The sequence below is a fragment of the Halopseudomonas sp. genome (genome assembly GCF_041579695.1).
In the GTDB taxonomy this organism is placed as follows: domain Bacteria; phylum Pseudomonadota; class Gammaproteobacteria; order Pseudomonadales; family Pseudomonadaceae; genus Halopseudomonas.
This window is the reverse complement of sequence record NZ_JBFGFI010000016.1, coordinates 29,545-50,103: the sequence shown is the minus strand read 5'-3', so window position 1 is coordinate 50,103 and position 20,559 is coordinate 29,545. Positions and strand designations below refer to the sequence as shown.

Here is a 20,559-nt window from a genome sequence, read left to right as displayed (position 1 = left end):
CGGGTCAGGTCGGTACCGGAAAAGGGCGGGTAGTCGTTCCCGCTGACCAGGCTTAGCGTTTCTGCCGCAGCCGGTGACAGCACAAGGCTGGTCAGCGACATCAGGATAAGGCTTTGTACGGTTTTGCAGTGGTTCACGGTTGATGTCCTTTTCTACCGTTGTGGTTCTGGCGCCTCAGGCCCTCATCCATGCATCTTTCAGACTGCTTTACCGGTAACCGAGGCCCGTTCGGATATTTCGATCCATACTCCGTCAGGGTCGCATACGAATGCAATTCGCGCAGTGTTGCCAAGGGTCACCGGTTCGCGGCCGCTGGTTGCCCCGGCCTGCACGGCCTTGGCATAGGCGGTGTCGCAGTCGAATACCTGCAGGGTCAGATAACGCAATCCCGTTGCAGCCAGGGGCGATTCATCCGGGTTATTTTTTTCGGTCTGTTGCAGCAGCAACAGACCGTGGCCGCAGCGCAGCACGCCCGGCGATACCTCGGTGAGGCCCATTGCGCCGGTATAAAATGTGCTGCTTAGCTTAATGCTGGCAACCGCCAGACGCACCGCCAGGCCCTGTATGCCGTCGTGCCCCGGGGGTACGCAGGTAACCGGCGTGCCGTCGGGGTCGGCGCTGGTGATCGGGGAAGTGCAGTTCTGGCTGGCGATGATCAGCTCGATCAGTGGGTTACCTGCCGGCCGCGGAGGTAGCGGGTCACGTGCATCGTTGATCTTCAGCACCGCGCTGTCCGCCTGATAGCGGTGCTGTAAAACGCCGCCGCCGAGTTTCAGGGTGTGATCGAACGGCAGACCCAGCTCGCTGTAATAGGCGCGTATGGCATCGGCCTGGTTGGTGAATAGGCCAACATCGAAGAAGTCCTTGGCAAAAGACATGGCGGAGGCTCCGTAAGTAAAAAGATGACCTTAGCCGATCGTGTCAACTATTGATTCTGCAATCACCGGCGGAATCGACATTGATCAGCCCTGCTGATTAACCCGAGCCTGTCATTCCAGCCAGCGGTACAGGGTGCGCCGGGTAATGCCCAGCATGTCGGCCGTCAGCCGAACCTGACTTAACACTCCCCGAACACCTGCATGGCTATTGTGCTATGCCGATTCTTTTGGCGGTTTTCAGGGTTCCTCTCGATACTCCGGTCTTTCAGCCAGGCCCTGTTTCAGATCCTCGATCAATTGCCGCACCTTCGGCGAGAGATGACGCTGCTGCGGATAAAGGGCCCAGACCGCGGTATGCGGCGGTTGATGATGATTCAGTAGCGAACGTAGCGCGCCGCTGCGCAGGTGCTCGCGCACATAGTAGTCGGGCAATTGGCACAGCCCGAAACCCATCAGGGCCGCATCCAGTACAGCCTTGCCGCTATTGCAGCGCCAGTTGCCCTGGACGCGGATCGCCAGTTCGCGTCCGGCCTGCTGGAAATCCCAGCTGTCGCTACTGCCTATCAGGCAATTATGCCGCGGCAGCTCTGACAGGCTATGCGGCGCGCCATGGTGCTCGAGATAGGTCGGCGAGCCGCACAGATACATGCGTCTGGGCGCTATCCGCGTCGCTACCATGCTGGAGTCGGGCAGCCGTCCCAGGCGGATGGCCAGGTCATAGCTGCCGTGCAGCAGGTCCAGCGTCTGGTTGGTCAGCGTGGTCTCGATGCGCAGCTTGGGGTAACGCTGCATGAACTGATTGACCAGTGGCATGATGAAATCCTCGCCATAGGCTACAGCACAGGTCATGCGCAAGAGCCCCTTTGGCTCACCGCCCATATCGCCAATAGCTTGCAGCGCCTCTTCGCGGGCATCCTGCAGCCGTTGGCAATGCTGCAGAAAGGTCTGACCCGCTTCGGTCAGGCTCACCTTGCGTGTGCTGCGGTAGAACAGCCGCGTCTGCAGGCGGTCTTCCAGTCGCGCAATCTGTCGGCTGACATGGGACGAAGACACGCCCAGCTGCTTTGCCGCACCGCTGAACTGACCCAGCTCCGCGACACTTACAAACTCGTCCAGTCCGTCCCAGTTGCTCATGGCAGTCTGTTTATCCCTGTATGGCAATAATGTTTTGCAATCGGGTCTATTATCCACGCCTGGCGCTTCTACTACACTGTTTCCATCGTAATCATCCGCTGGAGATACCCATGATCAAATCACGAGCCGCTGTGGCGTTCGAAGCTGGTAAACCGTTGGAAATTGTCGAAGTGGATGTAGCACCTCCACAAAAGGGCGAGGTGCTGGTACGTATCGTCGCCAGCGGCGTGTGTCATACCGACGCCTTCACGCTCTCAGGTGAAGACCCCGAGGGTATCTTTCCGGCGATTCTGGGTCACGAGGGTGGCGGGATAGTCGAGGCCGTGGGCGAGGGCGTCACTTCGCTGGAGGTGGGTGATCATGTGATCCCGCTGTATACCGCCGAGTGCCGTGAATGCAAATTCTGCAAGTCGGGCAAGACCAACCTGTGCCAGGCTGTGCGCGGCACTCAGGGCAAGGGCGTCATGCCCGACGGCACTTCGCGTTTTTCCTATCAGGGCAAGCCGATCTACCACTATATGGGTTGCTCGACCTTTTCCGAGTACACGGTACTGCCGGAAATCTCCCTGGCGAAGATCCCCAAGGATGCGCCGCTGGAGAAGGTCTGCCTGCTGGGCTGTGGTGTGACCACCGGCATCGGCGCGGTACTCAATACTGCTAAGGTGGAAGAGGGCGCCACGGTGGCCATCTTCGGCCTGGGTGGCATCGGCCTGGCGGCCATCATCGGCGCGACCATGGCCAAGGCCAGCCGCATCATTGCCATCGACATCAATCCGTCGAAATTCGATATCGCGCGGGAGCTGGGCGCCACTGACTTCGTCAATCCGAAGGATCATGACAAGCCGATTCAGGAAGTCATCGTCGAGATGACCGACGGCGGTGTGGACTATTCCTTCGAGTGCGTGGGCAACGTGCAGTTGATGCGCGCCGCTCTGGAGTGCGCGCACAAGGGCTGGGGCGAATCGACCATCATCGGTGTTGCCGGCGCGGGCCAGGAAATCAGCACGCGCCCCTTCCAGTTGGTGACTGGTCGGGTCTGGCGTGGAAGCGCCTTTGGTGGCGTGAAAGGCCGTACCGAACTGCCGGGCTATGTGGCCAAGTCGCAGAGCGGTGAGATTCCGCTGGATACCTTCATCACCCATACCATGGGGCTTGAGGATATCAACAAGGCATTTGACCTGATGCACGAAGGCAAGAGCATCCGCACGGTCATACACTTTTAAGGCAAGCGGCAAGAGGATTTCCCATGTCTGACATCGAACTGATTTCCGCCAACAAGAGCTTTGGCGGTTGGCACAAGCGTTATCGCCATCGTTCTGCCGCTACTTCCTGTGATATGACCTTTGCGATCTATCTGCCGCCGCAGGCCGATCAGGGTCAACCGCTGCCGGTTGCCTACTGGTTGTCCGGACTGACCTGTACCGACGAGAACTTCATGCAGAAAGCCGGCGCCCAGCGCGTGGCTGCCGAGCTTGGGGTGGTCATTGTTGCGCCGGACACCAGCCCCCGGGGTGAGGGTGTGCCCGATGATCCCGATGGGGCCTACGACTTTGGCATGGGCGCCGGGTTTTACCTCAACGCCACCGAAGAGCCCTGGGCACGTAACTACCGGATGTACGATTATGTGACCGACGAGCTGCCGAAACTGGTGGAAGCTAATTTTCCGGTGTCGGAACGGCGGAGTATTTTCGGTCACTCGATGGGCGGTCACGGCGCCCTGATCTGCGCGCTGAAAAACCCCGGCCGTTATAAGTCTGTTTCCGCGCTTGCGCCGATTACCAACCCGAGTCAGGTGCCCTGGGGGCAGAAAGCACTCGGGCGGTATCTGGGCGCGGACGCAGAGCAATGGAAGAAGTGGGACACCTGCGAGCTGATTGCCGATGCCAGCGAGCGCTTGCCGCTGCTGATCGATCAGGGTGAAGGCGATGAATTCATTCAGCAGCTGAGCCCCGAGGCACTGGAAAAAGCAGCCGCAGCGGTAGGGCATCCGCTGACCCTGCGCCGTCAGCCGGGCTACGACCACAGCTATTATTTCATCGCGACCTTTATCGAAGACCATTTGCGTTATCACGCCGAAGCAATGGGTCGCACCTGAGCTTCAAGCTTCCGCTGCCACACTGTAAGATCTCCCCCTGATCAATCGGGGGGGGGTATTTCATGCGCATCGGGCACGGTTATGACGTTCATTGCTTTGGCGAAGGCGATTCCATCATCCTCGGCGGTGTGCGCATCGCGCACCGGCAGGGCCTGATTGCGCACTCCGACGGCGATGTATTGCTCCATGCACTCACCGATGCGCTGCTCGGCGCCGCTGGACTGGGGGATATAGGCCAGCATTTTCCGGATACCGATGAACGCTTTCGTGGGGCAGACAGCCGCGCGCTGCTGCGCCATGCGTTGACGCTGGTGCAGGTCAAAGGCTGGCGAGTCGGTAACATCGACGCAACCATTGTTGCCCAGGCGCCGAAAATGGCACCGCATATTCAGGCGATGTGCGAGATTATCGCCACCGATCTGCAGGTTGACCGCGACCAGGTCAACGTCAAGGCCACAACCACCGAAAAGCTCGGCTTTGTCGGTCGCGAGGAAGGTATCGCAGTGCATGCGGTCGCATTGTTGGCACCCCTGTGAGCTATTCGATGACAGCTGCGAACCTTGATCTGCTTGGTCCGCTGGCCTGGGGCCCGCCCTGTGGCCGCGCCGTTCTGAAAGCCACCCCTGAGGACTTCCGGGTGACCGAGGTCATGGATATCGAACTCAGTGGTGCCGGGGAGCACCTCTGGTTGCTGATCGAGAAGCGTAATCAGAATACCGAGGAGGTAGCCAGGCAACTGGCGCGGCTGGCCGGGGTAAAGCTGCGTGACGTGAGTTATGCCGGCATGAAGGACCGGCTGGCAGTCACCTGTCAGTGGTTCAGCCTGCAACTGCCCGGCCGCGAGGATCCGGATTTTGCTGCGCTCTGGAATGACAGTCTGCGCTGCCTTGCCGCGCAGCGGCACAGCCGTAAGCTGCAACGCGGAGCCCACAGTGCGAACCGGTTCGTGATACGGCTGAATCAACTGCAGGCCGACAGACCGGCGCTGGAGGCACGCCTGCAGCAGATTGCCAGCCAGGGCGTGCCCAACTATTTCGGTCCGCAGCGCTTCGGCCGCGGCGGCAGCAATGTACACGATGCGCGCAGCTGGGCACTGCGCGAGGCGTTACCGCCAGCGCGGGGCACCCGTTCGCGGCTGCTGTCCACCGCACGCAGCCTGTTATTCAACAGGCTGCTGGCCGGGCGCGTGGCTGACGCTACCTGGAACCGGGTATTGCCCGGTGACTGCCTGGCATTCACCAACAGTCGCAGCCAGTTTGCCGCCGAGCGCCTGGATAGCGATGATCCGCGCCTTGCCGCGCTGGATCTGCACCCAACCGGCGCGCTATGGGGCCTGGGCGAATCGCCGGTCAGTGGCCAGACCCTGATGATGGAGCAGGAATCGGTTGCCGCCGAGCCGGTACTGGCCCGGTGGCTGGAAAAAGCCGGGCTGGAACAGGCGCGCAGGATCTTGCGCCTCCCCATAGGAGCGCTGGCATGGCATTATCCCTCACCGGATAGCCTGGAACTTGAATTCACCTTGCCGACCGGTTGTTTTGCAACAGCGGTGTTACGTGAGCTGGTCATACTCGATGACGAGCCGGGCGGCGGACTGGAAAGCGAAATCTGATGCGAATTTTGATCACCAACGATGATGGCGTTCTGGCGCCCGGCGTCAAGGCCCTGCACGGCGCGCTGAGCGACTACGCGGATTGCGTGGTCGTGGCGCCCCATGAAGACCGAAGTGGTGCGAGCAGTTCGTTGAGCCTGGATCGGCCACTGCGTCCGTTCACCCTGGAGAACGGGTTTGTCGGGCTCAATGGCACACCCACCGACTGCGTTCACCTAGGGCTTAATGCCTTCTATGAGGACAACATCGATATGGTGGTGTCCGGGATCAACCACGGCGCCAACCTCGGTGATGACGTGCTGTATTCCGGCACAGTCGCCGCCGCGCTGGAAGGCCGTTTCCTCTCACGCACGGCCATGGCATTTTCCCTGGTGGGCCGTCAGGCGGACAATATGGCTACCGCCGCGGCTATCGCACGGCGCATGGTTGAGACCCACGACCAGTTGGATCTGCCGCCGCGGACCATTCTCAACGTCAATATTCCCAACTTGCCGCCTGAGCAGATCAAGGGCATTCGCCTTACCCGGCTCGGGCATCGCTCCCGGGCAGCCAGGCCGGTCCGCTGGGTTGACCCCCGCGGTAAGGAAGGCTACTGGATCTCCGTCGCCGGCGATGTCGAGGACGGTGGAGAAGGTACCGATTTTCACGCGGTCATGCAGGGTTACGTCTCGGTCACCCCGCTGCGCGTGGACAAGACCCATTTTGAGGTGTTCGACCATCTGGGTCAGTGGCTGCAGGGGCTTGATTGAATGGCAGTACGCGAAGATATGAACCGCCACGGAATCGGCATGACCTCCCAGCGCACGCGCGAGCGCCTGCTCGAGCGCCTGTTTGAGGAAGGTATCCGCAATCTGCATGTGCTGGAAACAATGCGCCGGACCCCGCGACACCTGTTTGTGGATGAAGCGCTTTCACACCGGGCCTACGAAGATACCGCGCTACCGATTGGGCATAACCAGACGCTGTCGCAGCCCTACACAGTGGCGCGCATGACCGAGCTGCTGCTGGGTGGCGGGCCGCTGGACAAGGTGCTGGAGGTCGGCACCGGATCCGGTTACCAGACGGCTGTGCTGGCCCAGGTAGTCGAGCGGGTCTTTACCGTCGAGCGTATCTATCCGCTGCAGGAGCGGGCCAAGGAAACGCTGAAGGCGATCGATGTGCGCAACGTGGTATTTCGCCACTCCGACGGCAACTGGGGTTGGCCCCAGTACGGTCCCTACGATGCAATCCTGGTAACCGCCGCACCGGCGGAGGTGCCGGTCGAACTGCTCAATCAACTGGCTGATGGGGGGCGCATGGTGATTCCTGTCGGCCAGCACGAACAATACCTGACGCTGGTAATACGCGAGGGCGATGAATTTATCCGCCAGCAGGTCGAGCCAGTGAATTTTGTACCTCTGTTGGCAGGAGCCATACGATCTTGAGCAAGCCGGACAGCTTCAGTTCCCTGTTTATCGTGTTTTGCAAAGGTCTGGCGATGGGCGCTGCCGACGTGGTTCCCGGGGTATCCGGTGGCACCATCGCCTTTATCAGTGGTATTTACGAGCGTCTGCTGGCAGCCATCGCGGCATGCACGCCAGCCAAGCTCCTCTGGCTGTGCCAGGGACGCTGGCGAGAAACCTGGACAGCCATTGACGGTACCTTTCTGCTGGTGCTGATGGCAGGCATTTTCACCAGTATTGCCAGTCTGGCGCGGCTCATCAGCTATCTGCTAGTGGCCTGGCCAGAGCTCATCTGGTCTTTTTTCTTCGGCCTGATCCTGGTATCGATATGGCTGGTGGGGCAGCAGATCGGTCGCTGGAACGCAGGTACCGTCGCTGCCCTGATAGGAGGAGCGGTATTTGCTTACCTGATTACGGTGGCGGTGCCGCTGCAATGGGAGGCGACACCCTTGATGCTGTTTCTGGCCGGCTCGATTGCCATCTGCGCAATGATCCTGCCGGGTATATCGGGCAGCTTCATTCTGTTGTTGCTGGGGCTGTACACCACTGTGCTCAACGCGGTTAAGGGCTTCGATGTAGCCTTGCTGGGGATTTTCATGCTCGGCTGTGTAGCTGGCCTGCTGTGCTTTTCCCGTCTGCTGGGCTGGTTACTGAACCATGTGCGGCATATCACGTTGGCCTTTCTCACCGGCCTGCTGATCGGCTCGCTGAACATGGTCTGGCCCTGGAAGCAGACGCTCACCCGGAGAGAGAACAGTCAGGGTGAATCCGTTCCGCTAATGCAGGAAAACATCTGGCCGACGCAATACGAGTCGTTACTCGGAGAACCGTCATACTGGCAAGCCGGGTTGGCATTGATGCTGTTCGCCGTGGTATTAGTATCGGCATTGGAATGGCTGGGACGGCGAACCCGATGAGGTCTGCATCCTGATGCGTCCGTTGTTCAAACAGGCCAGGGGCCGTAAGTGTCTGACGTGAGAATTGCCGTGCTTGGAGTGAAACAACTGGGTTTGCTGCTGCTCGCGCTATTGCTCATTGCCTGTGCCGGGCCTTCGGGCGTGGTGCCGATAGATGATCGTGGTCGCGGTGGTGGCAAGCAGATGCAGCCGGTCACCTCAGGCACGCACCGCGTCCAGCGCGGAGAAACCCTTTATCAGATCGCCTTCCGCTATGGTTGGGACTGGAAGGAACTGGCTCGCGCCAATAATCTGCGGCAACCCTTTACTATCTACCCGGGCCAGGAAATCAGTCTGCGGCCCCGGGGCGGCAGCCGAGCAGCCTCACCAACCGTTGCTGCATCACGGCCAATGACACCTCGCGTCATTGCGCCCGCTCCGTCAAGACCGAGTCCGGCAGTCACCCGTCAGGCCCCTACGAAAACTGTGGCCACCCCCAACTTGCCGGCAAAGGTGTCCGGCTGGAGCTGGCCTGCCCAGGGGCCCCTGATATCGCGCTTCCAGTCGAATGGGAGTTTGAATAAAGGCATTGATATTGCCGGTAAACAGGGGCAGCCTGTGAATGCGGCTGCCGATGGCGCAGTGGTTTATGCGGGGCGCGGGCTGCTGGGTTACGGCGAAATGATCATTGTCAAACATGATGAAACCTACCTTAGCGCCTACGCTCACAATAGCCGGCTGCTGGTAAAGGAAGGTGACAGGGTCAAATCGGGGCAGAAGATTGCCGAAATGGGCGGCACGGGCACCGACCGGGTAAAGTTACATTTTGAAATACGTCGCAAGGGACAACCGGTCGATCCGCTGGTCTATTTGCCGAAGCTTTAGGTTAAAAAATAAGTAGCCATCGCTGTTAAAGCAGATGTTTGCGTTTTTGGCAGAACAATAGACCGAAAAGGTTGTCCATTGTGTTAAGCGCACAACCGACAGGCCGGAAGCGCTAACCGCACGTGATTCGAACCGAAATGGGGCATGCAAGCATGGCGTTGAATGACAATATGGATTCCGGGCAGGTTCTCGACGAGGACGTTGCAACGCTTGAAAAGAAACCGGCCGGCAGTGCTGAAGAGCCATCCACCGAATCTGGCTCGACGAGAAAGAGTCCGGTTACCCCGCGCACCCACAAGCGCGAAAACGCCTTTGAATTTACCAAACAGCTGGACGCTACCCAGTTGTACCTGAACGAAATCGGTTTTTCCCCGCTGCTTACCCCTGAGGAGGAAGTGCACTTTGCCCGCTTGGCGCAAAAGGGCGATCCTGCCGGCCGCAAGCGAATGATCGAGAGTAACCTGCGCCTGGTGGTCAAGATTGCGCGGCGTTACGTCAATCGGGGCCTGACGCTGCTGGACCTGATCGAGGAGGGTAATCTGGGCCTGATCAGGGCGGTGGAAAAGTTCGATCCGGAGCGTGGTTTCCGCTTCTCGACCTACGCCACATGGTGGATTCGCCAGACCATCGAACGGGCGATCATGAACCAGACCCGCACGATCCGGTTGCCAATCCATGTGGTCAAGGAGCTGAACATATACCTGCGGGCCGCGCGCGAGCTCACCCAGAAGCTGGATCACGAACCGTCCCCGGAAGAAATATCCCAGCTACTCGACAAGCCTGTCGAGGACGTTAAGCGGATGCTGGGTCTCAACGAACGGGTAGCCTCGATCGACATGTCCTTTGGGCCTGACTCGGACAAGACTCTGCTCGATACCCTGACCGACGACCAGGCTACCGACCCCTTTGAACTGCTGCAGGATGATGATCTCAATACCAGCATCGACCATTGGCTGTCCGAGCTGAGCGAAAAGCAGCGAGAGGTAGTCACTCGGCGTTTCGGGCTGCGTGGCCATGAGAGCAGCACCCTTGAGGAAGTAGGTCGGGAAATCGGTCTGACCCGCGAGCGCGTCAGACAGATCCAGGTCGAGGCGCTCAAGCGTCTGCGCGAGATTCTCGAGCAGCACGGGCTGAGCGGAGAATCAATATTCCAGTAGGCGTCAGGCTGTCATCGAAACCCGGATCAGGCGACCCGGGTTTTTTATTGTCTGCGATAATAGGCAAGGTTGGGTTATAACGAGCACTGCAGTTGCCATTATTGGTAACGGCCAGTTACTACAAGGAGAGTGATCCATGGATCTGACTAGCCCCATCACGTTAGCGGTGCTTGCCGCTCTGATCGTTACGTTTCTCTATGCAGCGCTGCTGTATAACCAGCTCGTAAGTATCAAGCATGCGGTGAGCAAGGCCTGGGCAAATATTGACGTGTTGATGCGTCAACGCCACGATGAATTGCCCAAACTGGTCGAGGCCTGCCGACGTTACATGCAGCATGAGCAACAAACCCTGGAGCAGGTGGTGCGAGCCCGCAATGCGGCCGCCCAAGCGCGTGAACAGGCTGACGTCAAAGCTGTCGGCCGGGCAGAGACGGCGCTCAGAACAGGTCTGGGCCAGTTGTTCGCCCTTGCCGAGAACTATCCCGAACTCAAGGCCAGCGAATCGTTCCTGCATCTGCAATCGCGTATCAGCGGACTGGAAAGCGGCATCGCGGACCGGCGCGAGTTGTACAACGAGGCGGTCAATATCAATAACGTGCGTATCGAGCAGTTTCCAGACGTGTTGGTGGCGCGGATGTTCGATTTTCCCAAGGCAGAGTTGCTGCAGTTTTCCGAAGCTGACACCGCTGATGTTGATATGCGCGCGTTGTTTTCATGATCGACGTACATGGCGTCGTATCGCTGTCGGCGGGTTATTACGCGCTAGTGCTGGCGGCGACGACCGGCATTACGCTGGCACTGCTGTACCGGATGCTCACGCGGCTGCGGCGAGCGCGCTGGATCGAGGATACACCGACCTCGCGTATCCGCTCGGCGGCGCAGGGTCTGGTCGAATTGAAGGGGCACCTGGGGTCCGGCGGCCATACGCCGCTCGTCTCGCCACTGGGCGAAATCGACTGCCTCTGGTACCGCTTTCGCGTCGAGGAGTACCGCCGCAGCGGCAAGAATAGCCAATGGCGCACGGTTGAGCAGGGCTGCTCGGAACGGCCTTTTCTGCTAGGTGACGATACCGGCTCCTGCTGGATTGCGCCGCAGGGCGCCGAGGTTCACCCCAGCAGGGTGCGCCGCTGGGAGGGGCATCGGCGCTGGCCCGCCGGGCATGCATTACGTACCGGTATCCTGGCGGGGCTTATAGGTAAGCGTTATCGCTATACCGAGGAATGGCTGGAGGATGGCCAGTTGCTCTATGCCCTGGGCTGGTTCCAGAGTCATGGCGGCGGGCGTGAAATCATCGACCAACACAGCATAGCCCGTCAGGTGATCGGTCAGTGGAAGGCCGACTATGATGATCTGCTGGCGCGGTTTGACCGCGATCGCGATGGCGAGCTGGATATGCCCGAGTGGGAGAAAGTGAGGCTCGCGGCCGATCGTGAAGCGGGCCGCCAGGTCCGCGCCAGAAGTCAGGCGCCGTCTGTGCATGAGCTGGGCAAGGCACCGCATCGAGGCCTGCCTTTCATTCTGTCCGATCATCATGAAGAGCATCTGAGCCGCCGGTTGCGACGGCAGTCGTTCTGGAGTCTGATGGGACTGGTCGTTTCGGCGGGGATTACCGGCTGGCTATGGCTGGCTATGGCTGGCTGACGTGCAAGGCGATCAAACGAGACGTTCGGTTCGCTTGCGGGTCTCGCTGACCGAGTAGCCTTTCTGCCATTTGCGAAAGGCCGTCGCGGTTAGCGGTTTGCTGTAGTAGTAACCCTGTCCCTCATTGCAGCCAAGGGCGACGATATAGGCTTCCTGTGCTGCTGTTTCCACCCCTTCGGCAATCACCTGCATGTTCAGGCTGCGTCCTAGCTGGGCAATCGCACGCACGATGGTTGCGTCATCCTCATCCTCCAGGACATCCAGGACGAAACTTTTGTCGATCTTGATCTTGTCCAGCGGAAGGCCGCGCAGATAACTGAGGGAGGAGTAGCCAGTACCAAAGTCATCGATAGCAATCAGCACGCCGGCTTTCTTCAGGCTGTTGAGGTGACCGGCGGCGGCCGAAATGTCCTCCATCAGACCGGTTTCGGTTACTTCCAACTCGAGACTGTAGGCGGGCAGACGGTAGCGCTGCATCAGATTGCTGACCAGCTTTGACAGCCCGCTCTGGTGTAACTGCACGGTAGACAGGTTGACAGCCATGCGCAGTTGACCAAGCCCGCTGTCGTGCCATTCGCGCAATTGGCGGCAGGATTGATCCAGCACCCATTCGCCTATATCGACAATGCAGCCATTCTGCTCGGCCAGCGGGATGAACAGGTCCGGCGGCACCAGACCGCGCTCGGGATGCTGCCAGCGCAGCAGCGCCTCGACGCCCACCACCTCATTGGTGTCGTAGCTGATCTGGGGCTGATAGACCAGATAGAACTCATTGCGAGCGAGCGCGCCGCGCAGGTCCTTCTCCAGCTCGCGGCGCACGCGCATCTCGCTGTCGAGGCTGGCGATATAAAACTGGTAACGGTTCCTCGAGCGGGCCTTGGCGAGCATCATGGTCTGTTCGGCTTTCTGCAACAGCTTCTCGGCATCATCGCCGTCATCGGGAAATAGCGTTATGCCAATAGTCGCCCGCAGGCTGATGGTCTGCGTGCCGAGCTGCAGGGGTTTGGCCAGATCGTCGAGAATCGTCTGCGCGAGCTCGGCGGCTTCATAGGGTTCATTGACGCCGGTCTGAATCAGCGCGAACTGATCGCCACCCAGCCGTGCCAGGCTACCGAGTCTCCCGCTGCTGGCGCGCAGCCGGTCGGCCACTGCCACCAGCAGACTGTCGCCTGACTGGTAGCTGAATTGCTCGTTGATTTCCTTGAAGTCGTCAAGGCCGCAACAGAGTATCGCCACGCCGCGCTGACGCCGGCCGGCATCGGCGAGAATCCGGTCCAGCTGCTCCTGCAGCATGCCTCGATTGGGGAGGCCTGTCAGCGTGTCGTGCTGGGCCATGTGCAGCAGGCTGGCCTCTGCTTCGCGTCGCTTATGCGTATTGCGCTCGATTGATTCAAGCAACTCGTTGGCCTTGCGGATCCAGATGCCGAGTTCATTTTTTTCCTGCCCGTGAAGCATCGGAATGTGCATCTTGCCCGGCTGTTCCGGATTGATTTCGGCAATGTACCGGATGATCTGGGCCAAGGGTCGGGTCAGCAGGAGGTGATAGATCAGGAACAGCACCAGGGCCATCGCCAGGGCGCGAAGTACCCCCGAAACCATAATGATCATCGACCGGTTGAGAAACTCCCTGCCGTAGGGGGCAGTATCCAGCGTCAGACGCAGGTCGCCGTAGTATTCGTTGTAGGGTTCGCGGCCGTGCAGTTCAATGCTGTAGTGCTGGTCAGTGCCGAACAGCCAGTCGGTCAGTGGCCGGTAGGGGTAATCGATCAGGGGGCGCTCGCGACGGGCCAGGGGTGTTTCATCGGGGTGGCCGATCGAGGCAAAACGCACGGCTTCATGCTCGAACAGGCCTTCGACCACCTGCAGCGCCATTTCCCGGTCCAGACTGTAGACAGCCTGGGTGGCCGGATCGCGGGCCATCGCCAGAATCTGCTTGGCTGTGGAGTCGATCATGCCGCGCTCTTTCTGGAACTCGTAGAGAATCTGGCCGAGACTCAATACCAGCCCGACAAGCAACGCCCACATCAATACAAGGCGCAAAAGCTTGATCGAAAGGCTGTGTCGACGCTCCAGTTTCAACTTATTTTTATCCAGATCTGTTGATTGAATGACTAATACATTGGCAGGACAGAATTAGCCTGACATCACTTTAATACCGTGCTTGGAGCTGCTTTTCAAGCAACGAGTATCCACAATGTAAGTAATTGCGTCAAAGCCTGGGCGCCATTTTTCAGTCCAGAAACAACACACCCCGCACGGGGCGGGGTGTGTTGGTACGGCGGTTGCTGGTTCAGGCGGCGTAGTTTTTTGCCACGAAGTCCCAGTTGACCAGGTTCCAGAACGCCTCGATGTATTTGGGGCGGGCGTTGCGATAGTCGATGTAGTAGGCGTGTTCCCATACGTCGCAGGTCAGCAGAGGATGATCGCCGGAGGTGATCGGGTTACCGGCACCGATAGTGCTGGCCAGTCCGAGAGAGCCGTCGGACTTTTTCACCAGCCAGGCCCAGCCGGAACCGAAGGTGCCGATGGCGGTATTGGTGAACTCTTCCTTGAACTTGTCAAAGGAACCGAAAGCCTTGTTGATGGCTTCGGCAAGCTCGCCGCTGGGTTGGCCGCCGCCGTTGGGGCTCAGGCAGTTCCAGTAGAAAGTGTGGTTCCATACCTGGGCAGCGTTATTGAATACACCACCGCTGGAGGTCTTGACGATTTCTACCAGATCCTTCTCGGCATACTCGGTGCCCTTGATCAGGTCATTCAGCTTGCCGACGTAGGTGTTGTGGTGCTTGCCGTAGTGGTATTCGAGGGTCTCAGCCGAAATGTGCGGCTCCAGAGCGTTTTTCTCGTAGGGCAGTGCTGGTAATTCAAAAGCCATTTTTTATCTCCATTTACAGGTATCAGGGTACGGAAAAAGGAATTCCCCAAAATACGAATTCAGTTTGTTGTCGGCAGGCTGGTGTGCCATTGCCTGCTCGATGACGTCTCTTGTCTGCGGACGTTGCCCGTCTGTTATTGCACGGTTGTATTGATCATAGCATCTGAAACCGGGGCTATCCACGTACCGTCCATGTGGGTATCAGGCTTGCAGCGCTCTGTTCAGGGCCAGGCAAGGCCCCAGGCAACAATCAGCATCATAACCGCGACAGCAGCGTCGATGATCCTCCAGGTCACGGGTCTGGCGAGCCACGGCGAAAGCCAGGCACCGCCCAGCGCGAGACTGGCGAACCAGAGCGCCGAGGCACTGATGGCTCCCAGGGCAAAGAGCAGGGGGGAGCTTTGCTGGGCGCCAATGGCACCGATCAGTACCACCGTGTCCAGGTAAACGTGGGGGTTGAGCAGAGTGACTGCCAGTGTCGCCAGGAGTACTGATCGGCGTGAGCGAGCCGGCTGCGGTTTTGCGCGCAAAACCTCGGGAAAAAAAGCCCTCCGCAGCGCGAGTATGGCGTAGCCAACCAGAAAAGTTACGCCGCCCCAGCGAGCCAGTTGCGTAGCCAGGGGGGAATGCTCAAGTACTGCGGCGAGACCGAATATGCCTGCCAGGATAAGCAGCGAATCGCATGCCACGCATAACAGCGCGGCGCTGTAATGATGTTCGCGTTTCAGGCTCTGGCCGAGTACGAATGCATTCTGCGCGCCAATTGCGATAATCAGGCTGGCGCTGATGAGCAGGCCGTTCAGATAGCCTTCGATAATGTACATGCGCGCTCTCCCTGGAATGAGAGCGAATTCTGGCGTAGCTTTTAGTATAAGAGAAACAAATAATGCTTATTGTCTATAAGGATATCTGATGCTCGATTACAAGTTGCTCCAAGCCTTGGCCGCGGTAATAGAGCAGGGCGGCTTCGAGCGCGCGGCTGCGGCTCTGGGCCTGTCGCAATCGGCGGTTTCACAGCGGGTGAAGCTGCTTGAATCGCGGGTGGGCGCGCCGATATTGCTGCGTGGGTCCCCGCCTGCTGCCACTCCGGCAGGGCAGCGGCTGCTCAACCATGCCCAGCAGGTCAGGCTGCTAGAGCGGGATCTGCAGCAGGATCTGCCCATGGTGGGCGGCGAGGACGGTCCGACCCGGCTGCGTATCGCGCTCAATGCTGACAGTCTGGCGACCTGGTGGGCGCCTGCGGTGGCCGATTTCTGCGCCCGCGAGCAGTTATTGCTGGATTTGCTTACCGACGACCAGGACGTGGTTTTGCGGCGCATGCGGGCGGGTGATGTGGCGGGCTGCGTATGTGCGACCGCCGAGCCGGTTGCCGGCGCCCGCTCAATGCCGTTGGGTAGCATGCGTTATCTGGCGGTGGCCAGTCCCGCCGCACTGGGCGAGGCAGCTAACGGTTCGGTTGATTATCGTCCGGTGCTGGAAAGACTGCCGGCAGTGGTATTTGGTCCGGATGACCGCCTGCAGCACCGGTTTCTGCTTGCCTGCGGCTACACCGAAGAGTTTCGCCATCATTTGTGCCCATCTTCGGAAGGCTTCGTGCGAATGTTATCTGCGGGGCTCGGCTGGGGGATGGTGCCGGAGCTGCAGATCAGGGCCCAGCTGCGCAGCGGCGAGCTTCGCGAGATCGTACCGGGCCGCCACGTTGAGGTGCCGCTATACTGGCATTGCTGGCGACATGGCGGGCGGTTGCTGGAAGCCCTGACCCGCCATCTCGCCATCCACGGTCCGTTATTGCTGGCCGATGGTCATGCTGCCTGAGCCGGGAAGGCGCTCGACGCATCGCGCTCCCATCAGCCTGGAGGGCGTGAAATAGCCAGGTGCATTTTCGTTCTCCAGAACGTGCTTCACTGCCATCAGTACCCCGTGTACGGTAACGTCATAGCCGTTGGCGGTCTCGATCCGCGCGGTCACTTTCTTGCCCGCGCGGTTTTGCGCTTCGCCCCACACATAGGTTCGCGCTTTCTCCCGTTGATCCGCATCCGGGCCTTTGACGCGCTTGCCGGCGAGACGCTTGAGCAGGGCCTGTACCGGCGCCAGGCCGAGCAGGGGTCGCAGCTTGTCGAGATTTCTCAATCGCGCCGCAGCGCTGGGCGCCATCGGGATGAACACTTCGATGTTGTCGATGCCGGTGGTATACCAGGCGGTGGCGATGTCGCCCCAGGGAATAGTCACGGCAAACTTGCTGCCGTTGCCGAAATCGATCTCGCGGCTTTGCCAGGCCAGTGGCACGGTGCGGATCTTGTCTTTCTCGCGGATCTTGCCGCCCATTTTCAGACCCTCGACCGAGGTCTTTGCCGTGCCCGGCGAGAATCCGCTGCGGGTGTCGAAACCCAGTGCAAGGCGGTCGGCGTCGGGCAATTCGGATTTGAGCGTCGCTGCCACGCAATCGGTCGGTATGACATCGAAACCGACGCCGGGGCAGATCACGATCCCTGCGGCAACCGCATCCTCATGTCGTTTCTGCGCGGCAACGAAAACGTCGATCTCGCCGGTGATGTCCAGATAATGGCAACGACTGGCCAGGCAGGCATCAATCATCGGCTGGCTGGTGGCCGAGAAGGGCCCGGCGCAATGGGCAACGGCATCGATACCCTCAAGCGCCGCCTGGGCGGCGGTGCTGTCGTGCAGATCGAATACCCGGTGCGCAAAGCCAAGTTCATCGGCCAACTTTGCCACGGCTTCGCGGTTGCGGCCGGCCAGAATGGGTTCGAGGCCCTGTTTTTTTGCTTCGCGCGCTACCAGCGTGCCGGTATAGCCATTGGCGCCATAGATCATCCATTGCTGCATTGTCTATTCCTGTCTGAAAATATGAACCCCTGGTGCCGGGTATGCCGGCTCAAAGGTTAGCGGCTGACACGGCCCAACGCCAGTAGAGCGTTGGTGTGTGTACTATGTGTCGACAATAACAATTGAAAAGGATTGCACCATGCGCATTCTGATTACCGGCGCGAGCGGCTTCATTGGTGGGCGGTTTGCAGCTGATGCGTTGTCCAGAGGGCTGGAAGTACGCTGCTGTGGTCGCAACACACAGGCCATGCACTGGCTTGCCAGCAGGGGTGCCGAATGCCTGTCCGGTGATCTTCTGGATGCGGACTTCACCCGGCGCGCAAGCCGCGATTGCGAGGCGATAGTTCATTGCGCGGGTGCGGTTGGGACCTGGGGCAGTTATCGGCATTTTCACGATGCAAACGTGCGGGCGACCGAGAATGTGCTTGCCGCTGCGGGCAGTAACGGCACCCGCCGCCTGGTGCACCTGTCGTCACCCTCGATCTATTTTGACGGCAAGAGCCATCATGATGTGACCGAAGATTTCCTGCCGCGGCGCTTCTTCGATCACTACGGCGCAACCAAGCATCTGGCGGATCAAAAGGTGTTCGCCGCGGGACAGGCGGGTCTCGAGGTCATTGCCCTGCGCCCGCGGTTCGTTATTGGCGCGGGCGACACATCGATTTTTCCGCGCCTGCTGCGCGCCCACCAGAGCGGCCGCCTGCGGATCATCGGCGATGGTAGCAATCGTGTGGATCTGACGCCGGTGGAGAATCTCAACCTGGCCATGCACAAAGCCCTCGCAGCGCCTGATTCGGCGCTGGGGCGCGCTTACAACATCAGCAATGGCCAGCCGGTATTGTTCTGGGAGAAATTCAACCAGTTGCTCCAGCGTCTGGGCCTGCCCGAATTGCACCGGCATATCGCCTATCCCCTGGCGTATGCAATGGCAGCCCTGGCCGAGACCAGGGCGCGCCTCACTCCTGGCCAGCCAGAGCCGGCAATGCTGCGCCTGGGCATGGCGGTGATGGCGCGTGACTTCAATCTTGATATAAGTGCCGCGCGGGACCAGCTCGGCTACCAGCCGCGGGTTTCGATAGATCAGGGTATCGAGAATTTTGCCAGCTGGTGGCAGGCGGGCATGCCCTCACTGGCGGACCACTTGCCCGCGGTAGATACGCACAGCTGAAGGGGCCCCGGTCAGGGCCGGGGCTGTTTCGCGCGGAGTTATTTCCTGCATCCGCCGTTGCCGAGACGCTATCGCGCCCTGGCCGAACGCAGCCTGCTGGTCCGGTTCCGGTGTTACCGTAATCATGTCCGACAGGCGCTGACCCAGTTCGCGGATGTCATTCTCTGTGCTGGTTGCGCTCAGACGGATCATCTGCTCGGCAGCTCCCTCTTCGCTGAGCCGGATGGTTACCCCCAGATCCTGTTTCAGGCGTCGACGCAGTACAGTCATGCATTCCAGCGTAGACCGGTTGAATTGCGCTTCAGTGAACATGCTGCTCCCCCCGCGGATGATCCAGGCACATACCGGGATTCTAGCCAAGCAGGCACTAAACAAGCAGAATACGTACCAATACGACAGGTGACCGCAATCACGGGGACTGCGGACCGTACAGGTTGGCGCAGCTTGCCCATGCCGGCTTTTTGCTGCATCCGTATGGGGCGCACTGCACCGCTTCGGCGCAGGGTTTCGGGTCTGCCGGCTTATTTACCAAGAGGTACTAGATGAAACGACGTAATCCGGATCAAGGCCTGAGTGGTTTCCGGGCAACCGATGATGCCGACCTGCAGGAAAGAAACGATGTCGAGCATATCCGCACACCGGTGCGCATGGAGGCGCGTGATTCCGGAAATGGTGCACTGTGGGCACTGTGCGGAGCCCTGACCCTGGCCTTGCTGGGTTTCGGCTACTGGAGTCATCAGCAACAGGCTCAGTTGCAGCAGCAGCTGGTCGCCACGCAGAACAGTTTCGCTCGCATCAGTGAAGAGGCGGCGGGGCGAATCCAGGATGTTACCGGCAAGCTCAGTGCCACCGAGTCATCCATGTCGGTGGCGGAGCAGACCCGCCAGACTCGGCTTGAGGGAATGCAGAGACAACTGACCGAACTCGCCGAGAGGGTAGAAGCCCAGCGCCGCGCGATCGAGTCTGCCAATGCCGTTGACGAGGATCTGGCCAATGCACTCCAGGTCCAGCGCGAGAACCAGCAGACACTGACTGCCCAGACCGGCGAACTGGCCGAGCTGGTGGCTGCGCAGGCAGGCAGGATCACAACGGCCGAGGCCCAGGCCGCCGACAATGCAGCAGCGATCGAAGGTCTGGCCAGCCGGGTGTCCGGCCTGAACGAGAGCCTGGCACGCTTGACTGAGCTGGAGAGCCGGTTGAGCGCCCAGGCGGAGGCCACAACATCCCTGACCCGGCGTGTAGAGACGCTGACCGAAGCGAGCTCCGGAGCGGACATCGAGCGTGAGCTGCTGGTACTGCGTACGGAAATGGAGGAGCGCCACGACTACACGCAGGAGGCGCTGCAGTCGATCGATGCCTTCCGCCAGCAGGTCAATCGCACCATCGTTACGCTGAAGGAGCAGATAGCCAATCTGCAGCAACAGCTCGCGCGGTCCTGATGAACTTCCTGGCGCATCTGTTTCTCGGCCCCCGCGATCCCGAGCAGGCGCTGGGCAGTCTGCTCGGCGATTTCGTTCGCGGGCCGGTCAACAAGCTTGAGCTACCCGAAGGCGTGCGCCAGGGAATATGGTTGCATCGGCGGATCGACAGTTTCACTGACGCGCATTCACTGGTTGCCACCAGCCGGACCAGGGTTAGTTCCGAGCGCCGGCGTTACGCCGGGATCATGATCGATATGTTCTATGACCATCTGCTGGCCCGGCACTGGGATCGATTTGCAGATCAGCCGATCAATGAGTTTACTGCGCAGATGTACGCTCAGCTACTGGCCCAGCGCTCGATAATTCCGGCTAACGCCTGGCCCGTCATCTCGCGTATGGCCGAGCACGACTGGCTGGGCAGCTATGCGCGGATGGCGGTGATGCACCGGGCGCTGGACAATATTGCGCTTAGAGTGCGCCGAGCCAACCCGCTGCCGGGATCCGCCCACGAACTCGA

The 20,559-nt window shown here is 59.9% G+C and carries 22 protein-coding genes and 1 pseudogene; 15 read left to right on the top strand and 8 right to left on the bottom strand.

Annotated features, from left to right (window positions below):
- Nucleotides 1-197: 197 nt before the first annotated feature.
- The 3 genes from ABYA88_RS05665 to ABYA88_RS05655 all read right to left on the bottom strand — a co-directional run bounded on the left by ABYA88_RS05665 (nucleotide 198) and on the right by ABYA88_RS05655 (nucleotide 2,012).
- A complete protein-coding gene (locus tag ABYA88_RS05665; RefSeq protein ID WP_373185996.1) occupies nucleotides 198-878 on the bottom strand; it encodes a VOC family protein in 681 nt (226 codons plus the stop codon).
- A 111-nt stretch (nucleotides 879-989) separates the two neighbouring features.
- A complete protein-coding gene (locus ABYA88_RS05660; protein ID WP_373185999.1) occupies nucleotides 990-1,064 on the bottom strand; it encodes a helix-turn-helix domain-containing protein in 75 nt (24 codons plus the stop codon).
- 51 nt (nucleotides 1,065-1,115) lie between these two features.
- The gene (locus tag ABYA88_RS05655; protein ID WP_373185995.1) at nucleotides 1,116-2,012 is read right to left on the bottom strand and encodes a LysR substrate-binding domain-containing protein; all 897 of its coding nucleotides are present in this window, start codon (nucleotides 2,010-2,012) and stop codon (nucleotides 1,116-1,118) included.
- 110 nt (nucleotides 2,013-2,122) lie between these two features.
- Between ABYA88_RS05655 and ABYA88_RS05650 the strand changes: the two genes are divergently transcribed.
- The 11 genes from ABYA88_RS05650 (at nucleotide 2,123) to ABYA88_RS05600 (ending at nucleotide 11,737) form a co-directional block, all read left to right on the top strand.
- A complete protein-coding gene (locus ABYA88_RS05650; protein ID WP_373185994.1) occupies nucleotides 2,123-3,235 on the top strand; it encodes an S-(hydroxymethyl)glutathione dehydrogenase/class III alcohol dehydrogenase in 1,113 nt (370 codons plus the stop codon).
- A 23-nt stretch (nucleotides 3,236-3,258) separates the two neighbouring features.
- Nucleotides 3,259-4,107, top strand: a complete 849-nt coding sequence (gene fghA / locus ABYA88_RS05645) for an S-formylglutathione hydrolase (protein ID WP_373185993.1) — start codon at nucleotides 3,259-3,261, stop codon at nucleotides 4,105-4,107.
- A gap of 62 nt (nucleotides 4,108-4,169) precedes the next feature.
- Nucleotides 4,170-4,643, top strand: coding sequence for a 2-C-methyl-D-erythritol 2,4-cyclodiphosphate synthase (ispF, locus tag ABYA88_RS05640; RefSeq protein ID WP_373185992.1), 474 nt, complete (start codon nucleotides 4,170-4,172; stop codon nucleotides 4,641-4,643).
- A gap of 8 nt (nucleotides 4,644-4,651) precedes the next feature.
- Entirely contained in the window at nucleotides 4,652-5,716 is a 1,065-nt protein-coding gene (gene truD, locus ABYA88_RS05635; RefSeq protein ID WP_373185991.1) for a tRNA pseudouridine(13) synthase TruD, read from the top strand.
- Nucleotides 5,716-6,465 carry a 5'/3'-nucleotidase SurE gene (surE, locus tag ABYA88_RS05630; protein WP_373185990.1) on the top strand — a complete coding sequence of 250 codons (750 nt, stop codon included), beginning with the start codon at nucleotides 5,716-5,718 and terminating at the stop codon, nucleotides 6,463-6,465. Before truD ends, surE begins: the two co-directional genes overlap by 1 nt.
- Complete coding sequence (locus tag ABYA88_RS05625) at nucleotides 6,466-7,140, top strand: protein-L-isoaspartate(D-aspartate) O-methyltransferase (protein ID WP_373185989.1); 675 nt, start codon at nucleotides 6,466-6,468, stop codon at nucleotides 7,138-7,140. It begins immediately after the preceding gene.
- A 53-nt stretch (nucleotides 7,141-7,193) separates the two neighbouring features.
- Nucleotides 7,194-8,075 (top strand): DUF368 domain-containing protein, encoded by an 882-nt coding sequence (locus ABYA88_RS05620; protein ID WP_373185998.1) that lies wholly within the window; start codon nucleotides 7,194-7,196, stop codon nucleotides 8,073-8,075.
- 48 nt (nucleotides 8,076-8,123) lie between these two features.
- Nucleotides 8,124-8,939: a peptidoglycan DD-metalloendopeptidase family protein gene (locus tag ABYA88_RS05615; RefSeq protein ID WP_373185988.1), complete on the top strand. Its 816-nt coding sequence runs from the start codon at nucleotides 8,124-8,126 to the stop codon at nucleotides 8,937-8,939.
- A 152-nt stretch (nucleotides 8,940-9,091) separates the two neighbouring features.
- Nucleotides 9,092-10,096: an RNA polymerase sigma factor RpoS gene (gene rpoS / locus ABYA88_RS05610; protein ID WP_373185997.1), complete on the top strand. Its 1,005-nt coding sequence runs from the start codon at nucleotides 9,092-9,094 to the stop codon at nucleotides 10,094-10,096.
- Nucleotides 10,097-10,232: 136 nt separating this feature from the next.
- A complete protein-coding gene (locus ABYA88_RS05605) occupies nucleotides 10,233-10,814 on the top strand; it encodes a LemA family protein (RefSeq protein WP_373185987.1) in 582 nt (193 codons plus the stop codon).
- Nucleotides 10,811-11,737 (top strand): GIDE domain-containing protein, encoded by a 927-nt coding sequence (locus ABYA88_RS05600; protein ID WP_373185986.1) that lies wholly within the window; start codon nucleotides 10,811-10,813, stop codon nucleotides 11,735-11,737. The genes ABYA88_RS05605 and ABYA88_RS05600 overlap by 4 nt, the downstream gene beginning before the upstream one ends.
- 12 nt (nucleotides 11,738-11,749) lie before the next feature.
- Here ABYA88_RS05600 and ABYA88_RS05595 read toward each other — a convergent pair whose 3' ends face one another.
- The 3 genes from ABYA88_RS05595 to ABYA88_RS05585 form a co-directional block, all read right to left on the bottom strand.
- On the bottom strand, nucleotides 11,750-13,816 hold the full coding sequence (locus ABYA88_RS05595) for a putative bifunctional diguanylate cyclase/phosphodiesterase (protein WP_373185985.1): 2,067 nt from the start codon (nucleotides 13,814-13,816) through the stop codon (nucleotides 11,750-11,752).
- Between the two features lie 211 nt (nucleotides 13,817-14,027).
- Nucleotides 14,028-14,609, bottom strand: coding sequence for a superoxide dismutase [Fe] (sodB, locus tag ABYA88_RS05590; protein ID WP_373185984.1), 582 nt, complete (start codon nucleotides 14,607-14,609; stop codon nucleotides 14,028-14,030).
- Nucleotides 14,610-14,830: 221 nt separating this feature from the next.
- Nucleotides 14,831-15,433 (bottom strand): LysE/ArgO family amino acid transporter, encoded by a 603-nt coding sequence (locus ABYA88_RS05585; protein WP_373185983.1) that lies wholly within the window; start codon nucleotides 15,431-15,433, stop codon nucleotides 14,831-14,833.
- A gap of 88 nt (nucleotides 15,434-15,521) precedes the next feature.
- Between ABYA88_RS05585 and ABYA88_RS05580 the strand changes: the two genes are divergently transcribed.
- Complete coding sequence (locus ABYA88_RS05580) at nucleotides 15,522-16,424, top strand: LysR family transcriptional regulator ArgP (RefSeq protein ID WP_373185982.1); 903 nt, start codon at nucleotides 15,522-15,524, stop codon at nucleotides 16,422-16,424.
- Here the strand turns inward: ABYA88_RS05580 and ABYA88_RS05575 are convergent.
- The gene (locus ABYA88_RS05575) at nucleotides 16,395-17,453 is read right to left on the bottom strand and encodes a trans-acting enoyl reductase family protein (RefSeq protein ID WP_373185981.1); all 1,059 of its coding nucleotides are present in this window, start codon (nucleotides 17,451-17,453) and stop codon (nucleotides 16,395-16,397) included. The genes ABYA88_RS05580 and ABYA88_RS05575 overlap by 30 nt on opposite strands.
- Nucleotides 17,454-17,592: 139 nt before the next feature.
- Between ABYA88_RS05575 and ABYA88_RS05570 the strand changes: the two genes are divergently transcribed.
- Nucleotides 17,593-18,621 carry an NAD-dependent epimerase/dehydratase family protein gene (locus ABYA88_RS05570; protein ID WP_373185980.1) on the top strand — a complete coding sequence of 343 codons (1,029 nt, stop codon included), beginning with the start codon at nucleotides 17,593-17,595 and terminating at the stop codon, nucleotides 18,619-18,621.
- On the opposite strand, the gene ABYA88_RS05565 is transcribed toward ABYA88_RS05570, so the two are convergent.
- Nucleotides 18,580-18,933, bottom strand: a complete 354-nt coding sequence (locus ABYA88_RS05565) for a hypothetical protein (RefSeq protein WP_373185979.1) — start codon at nucleotides 18,931-18,933, stop codon at nucleotides 18,580-18,582. The genes ABYA88_RS05570 and ABYA88_RS05565 overlap by 42 nt on opposite strands.
- Nucleotides 18,934-19,163: 230 nt before the next feature.
- Here ABYA88_RS05565 and ABYA88_RS05560 point away from each other — a divergent pair, with 230 nt between their 5' ends.
- Together ABYA88_RS05560 and ABYA88_RS05555 are read left to right on the top strand one after the other, a co-directional pair.
- Complete coding sequence (locus ABYA88_RS05560; RefSeq protein WP_373185978.1) at nucleotides 19,164-20,060, top strand: hypothetical protein; 897 nt, start codon at nucleotides 19,164-19,166, stop codon at nucleotides 20,058-20,060.
- Nucleotides 20,060-20,554 (top strand): annotated as a pseudogene (locus tag ABYA88_RS05555) (ACP phosphodiesterase); the annotation flags it as partial. The gene ABYA88_RS05560 and the pseudogene ABYA88_RS05555, both read left to right, overlap by 1 nt.
- Nucleotides 20,555-20,559 lie beyond the last annotated feature (5 nt).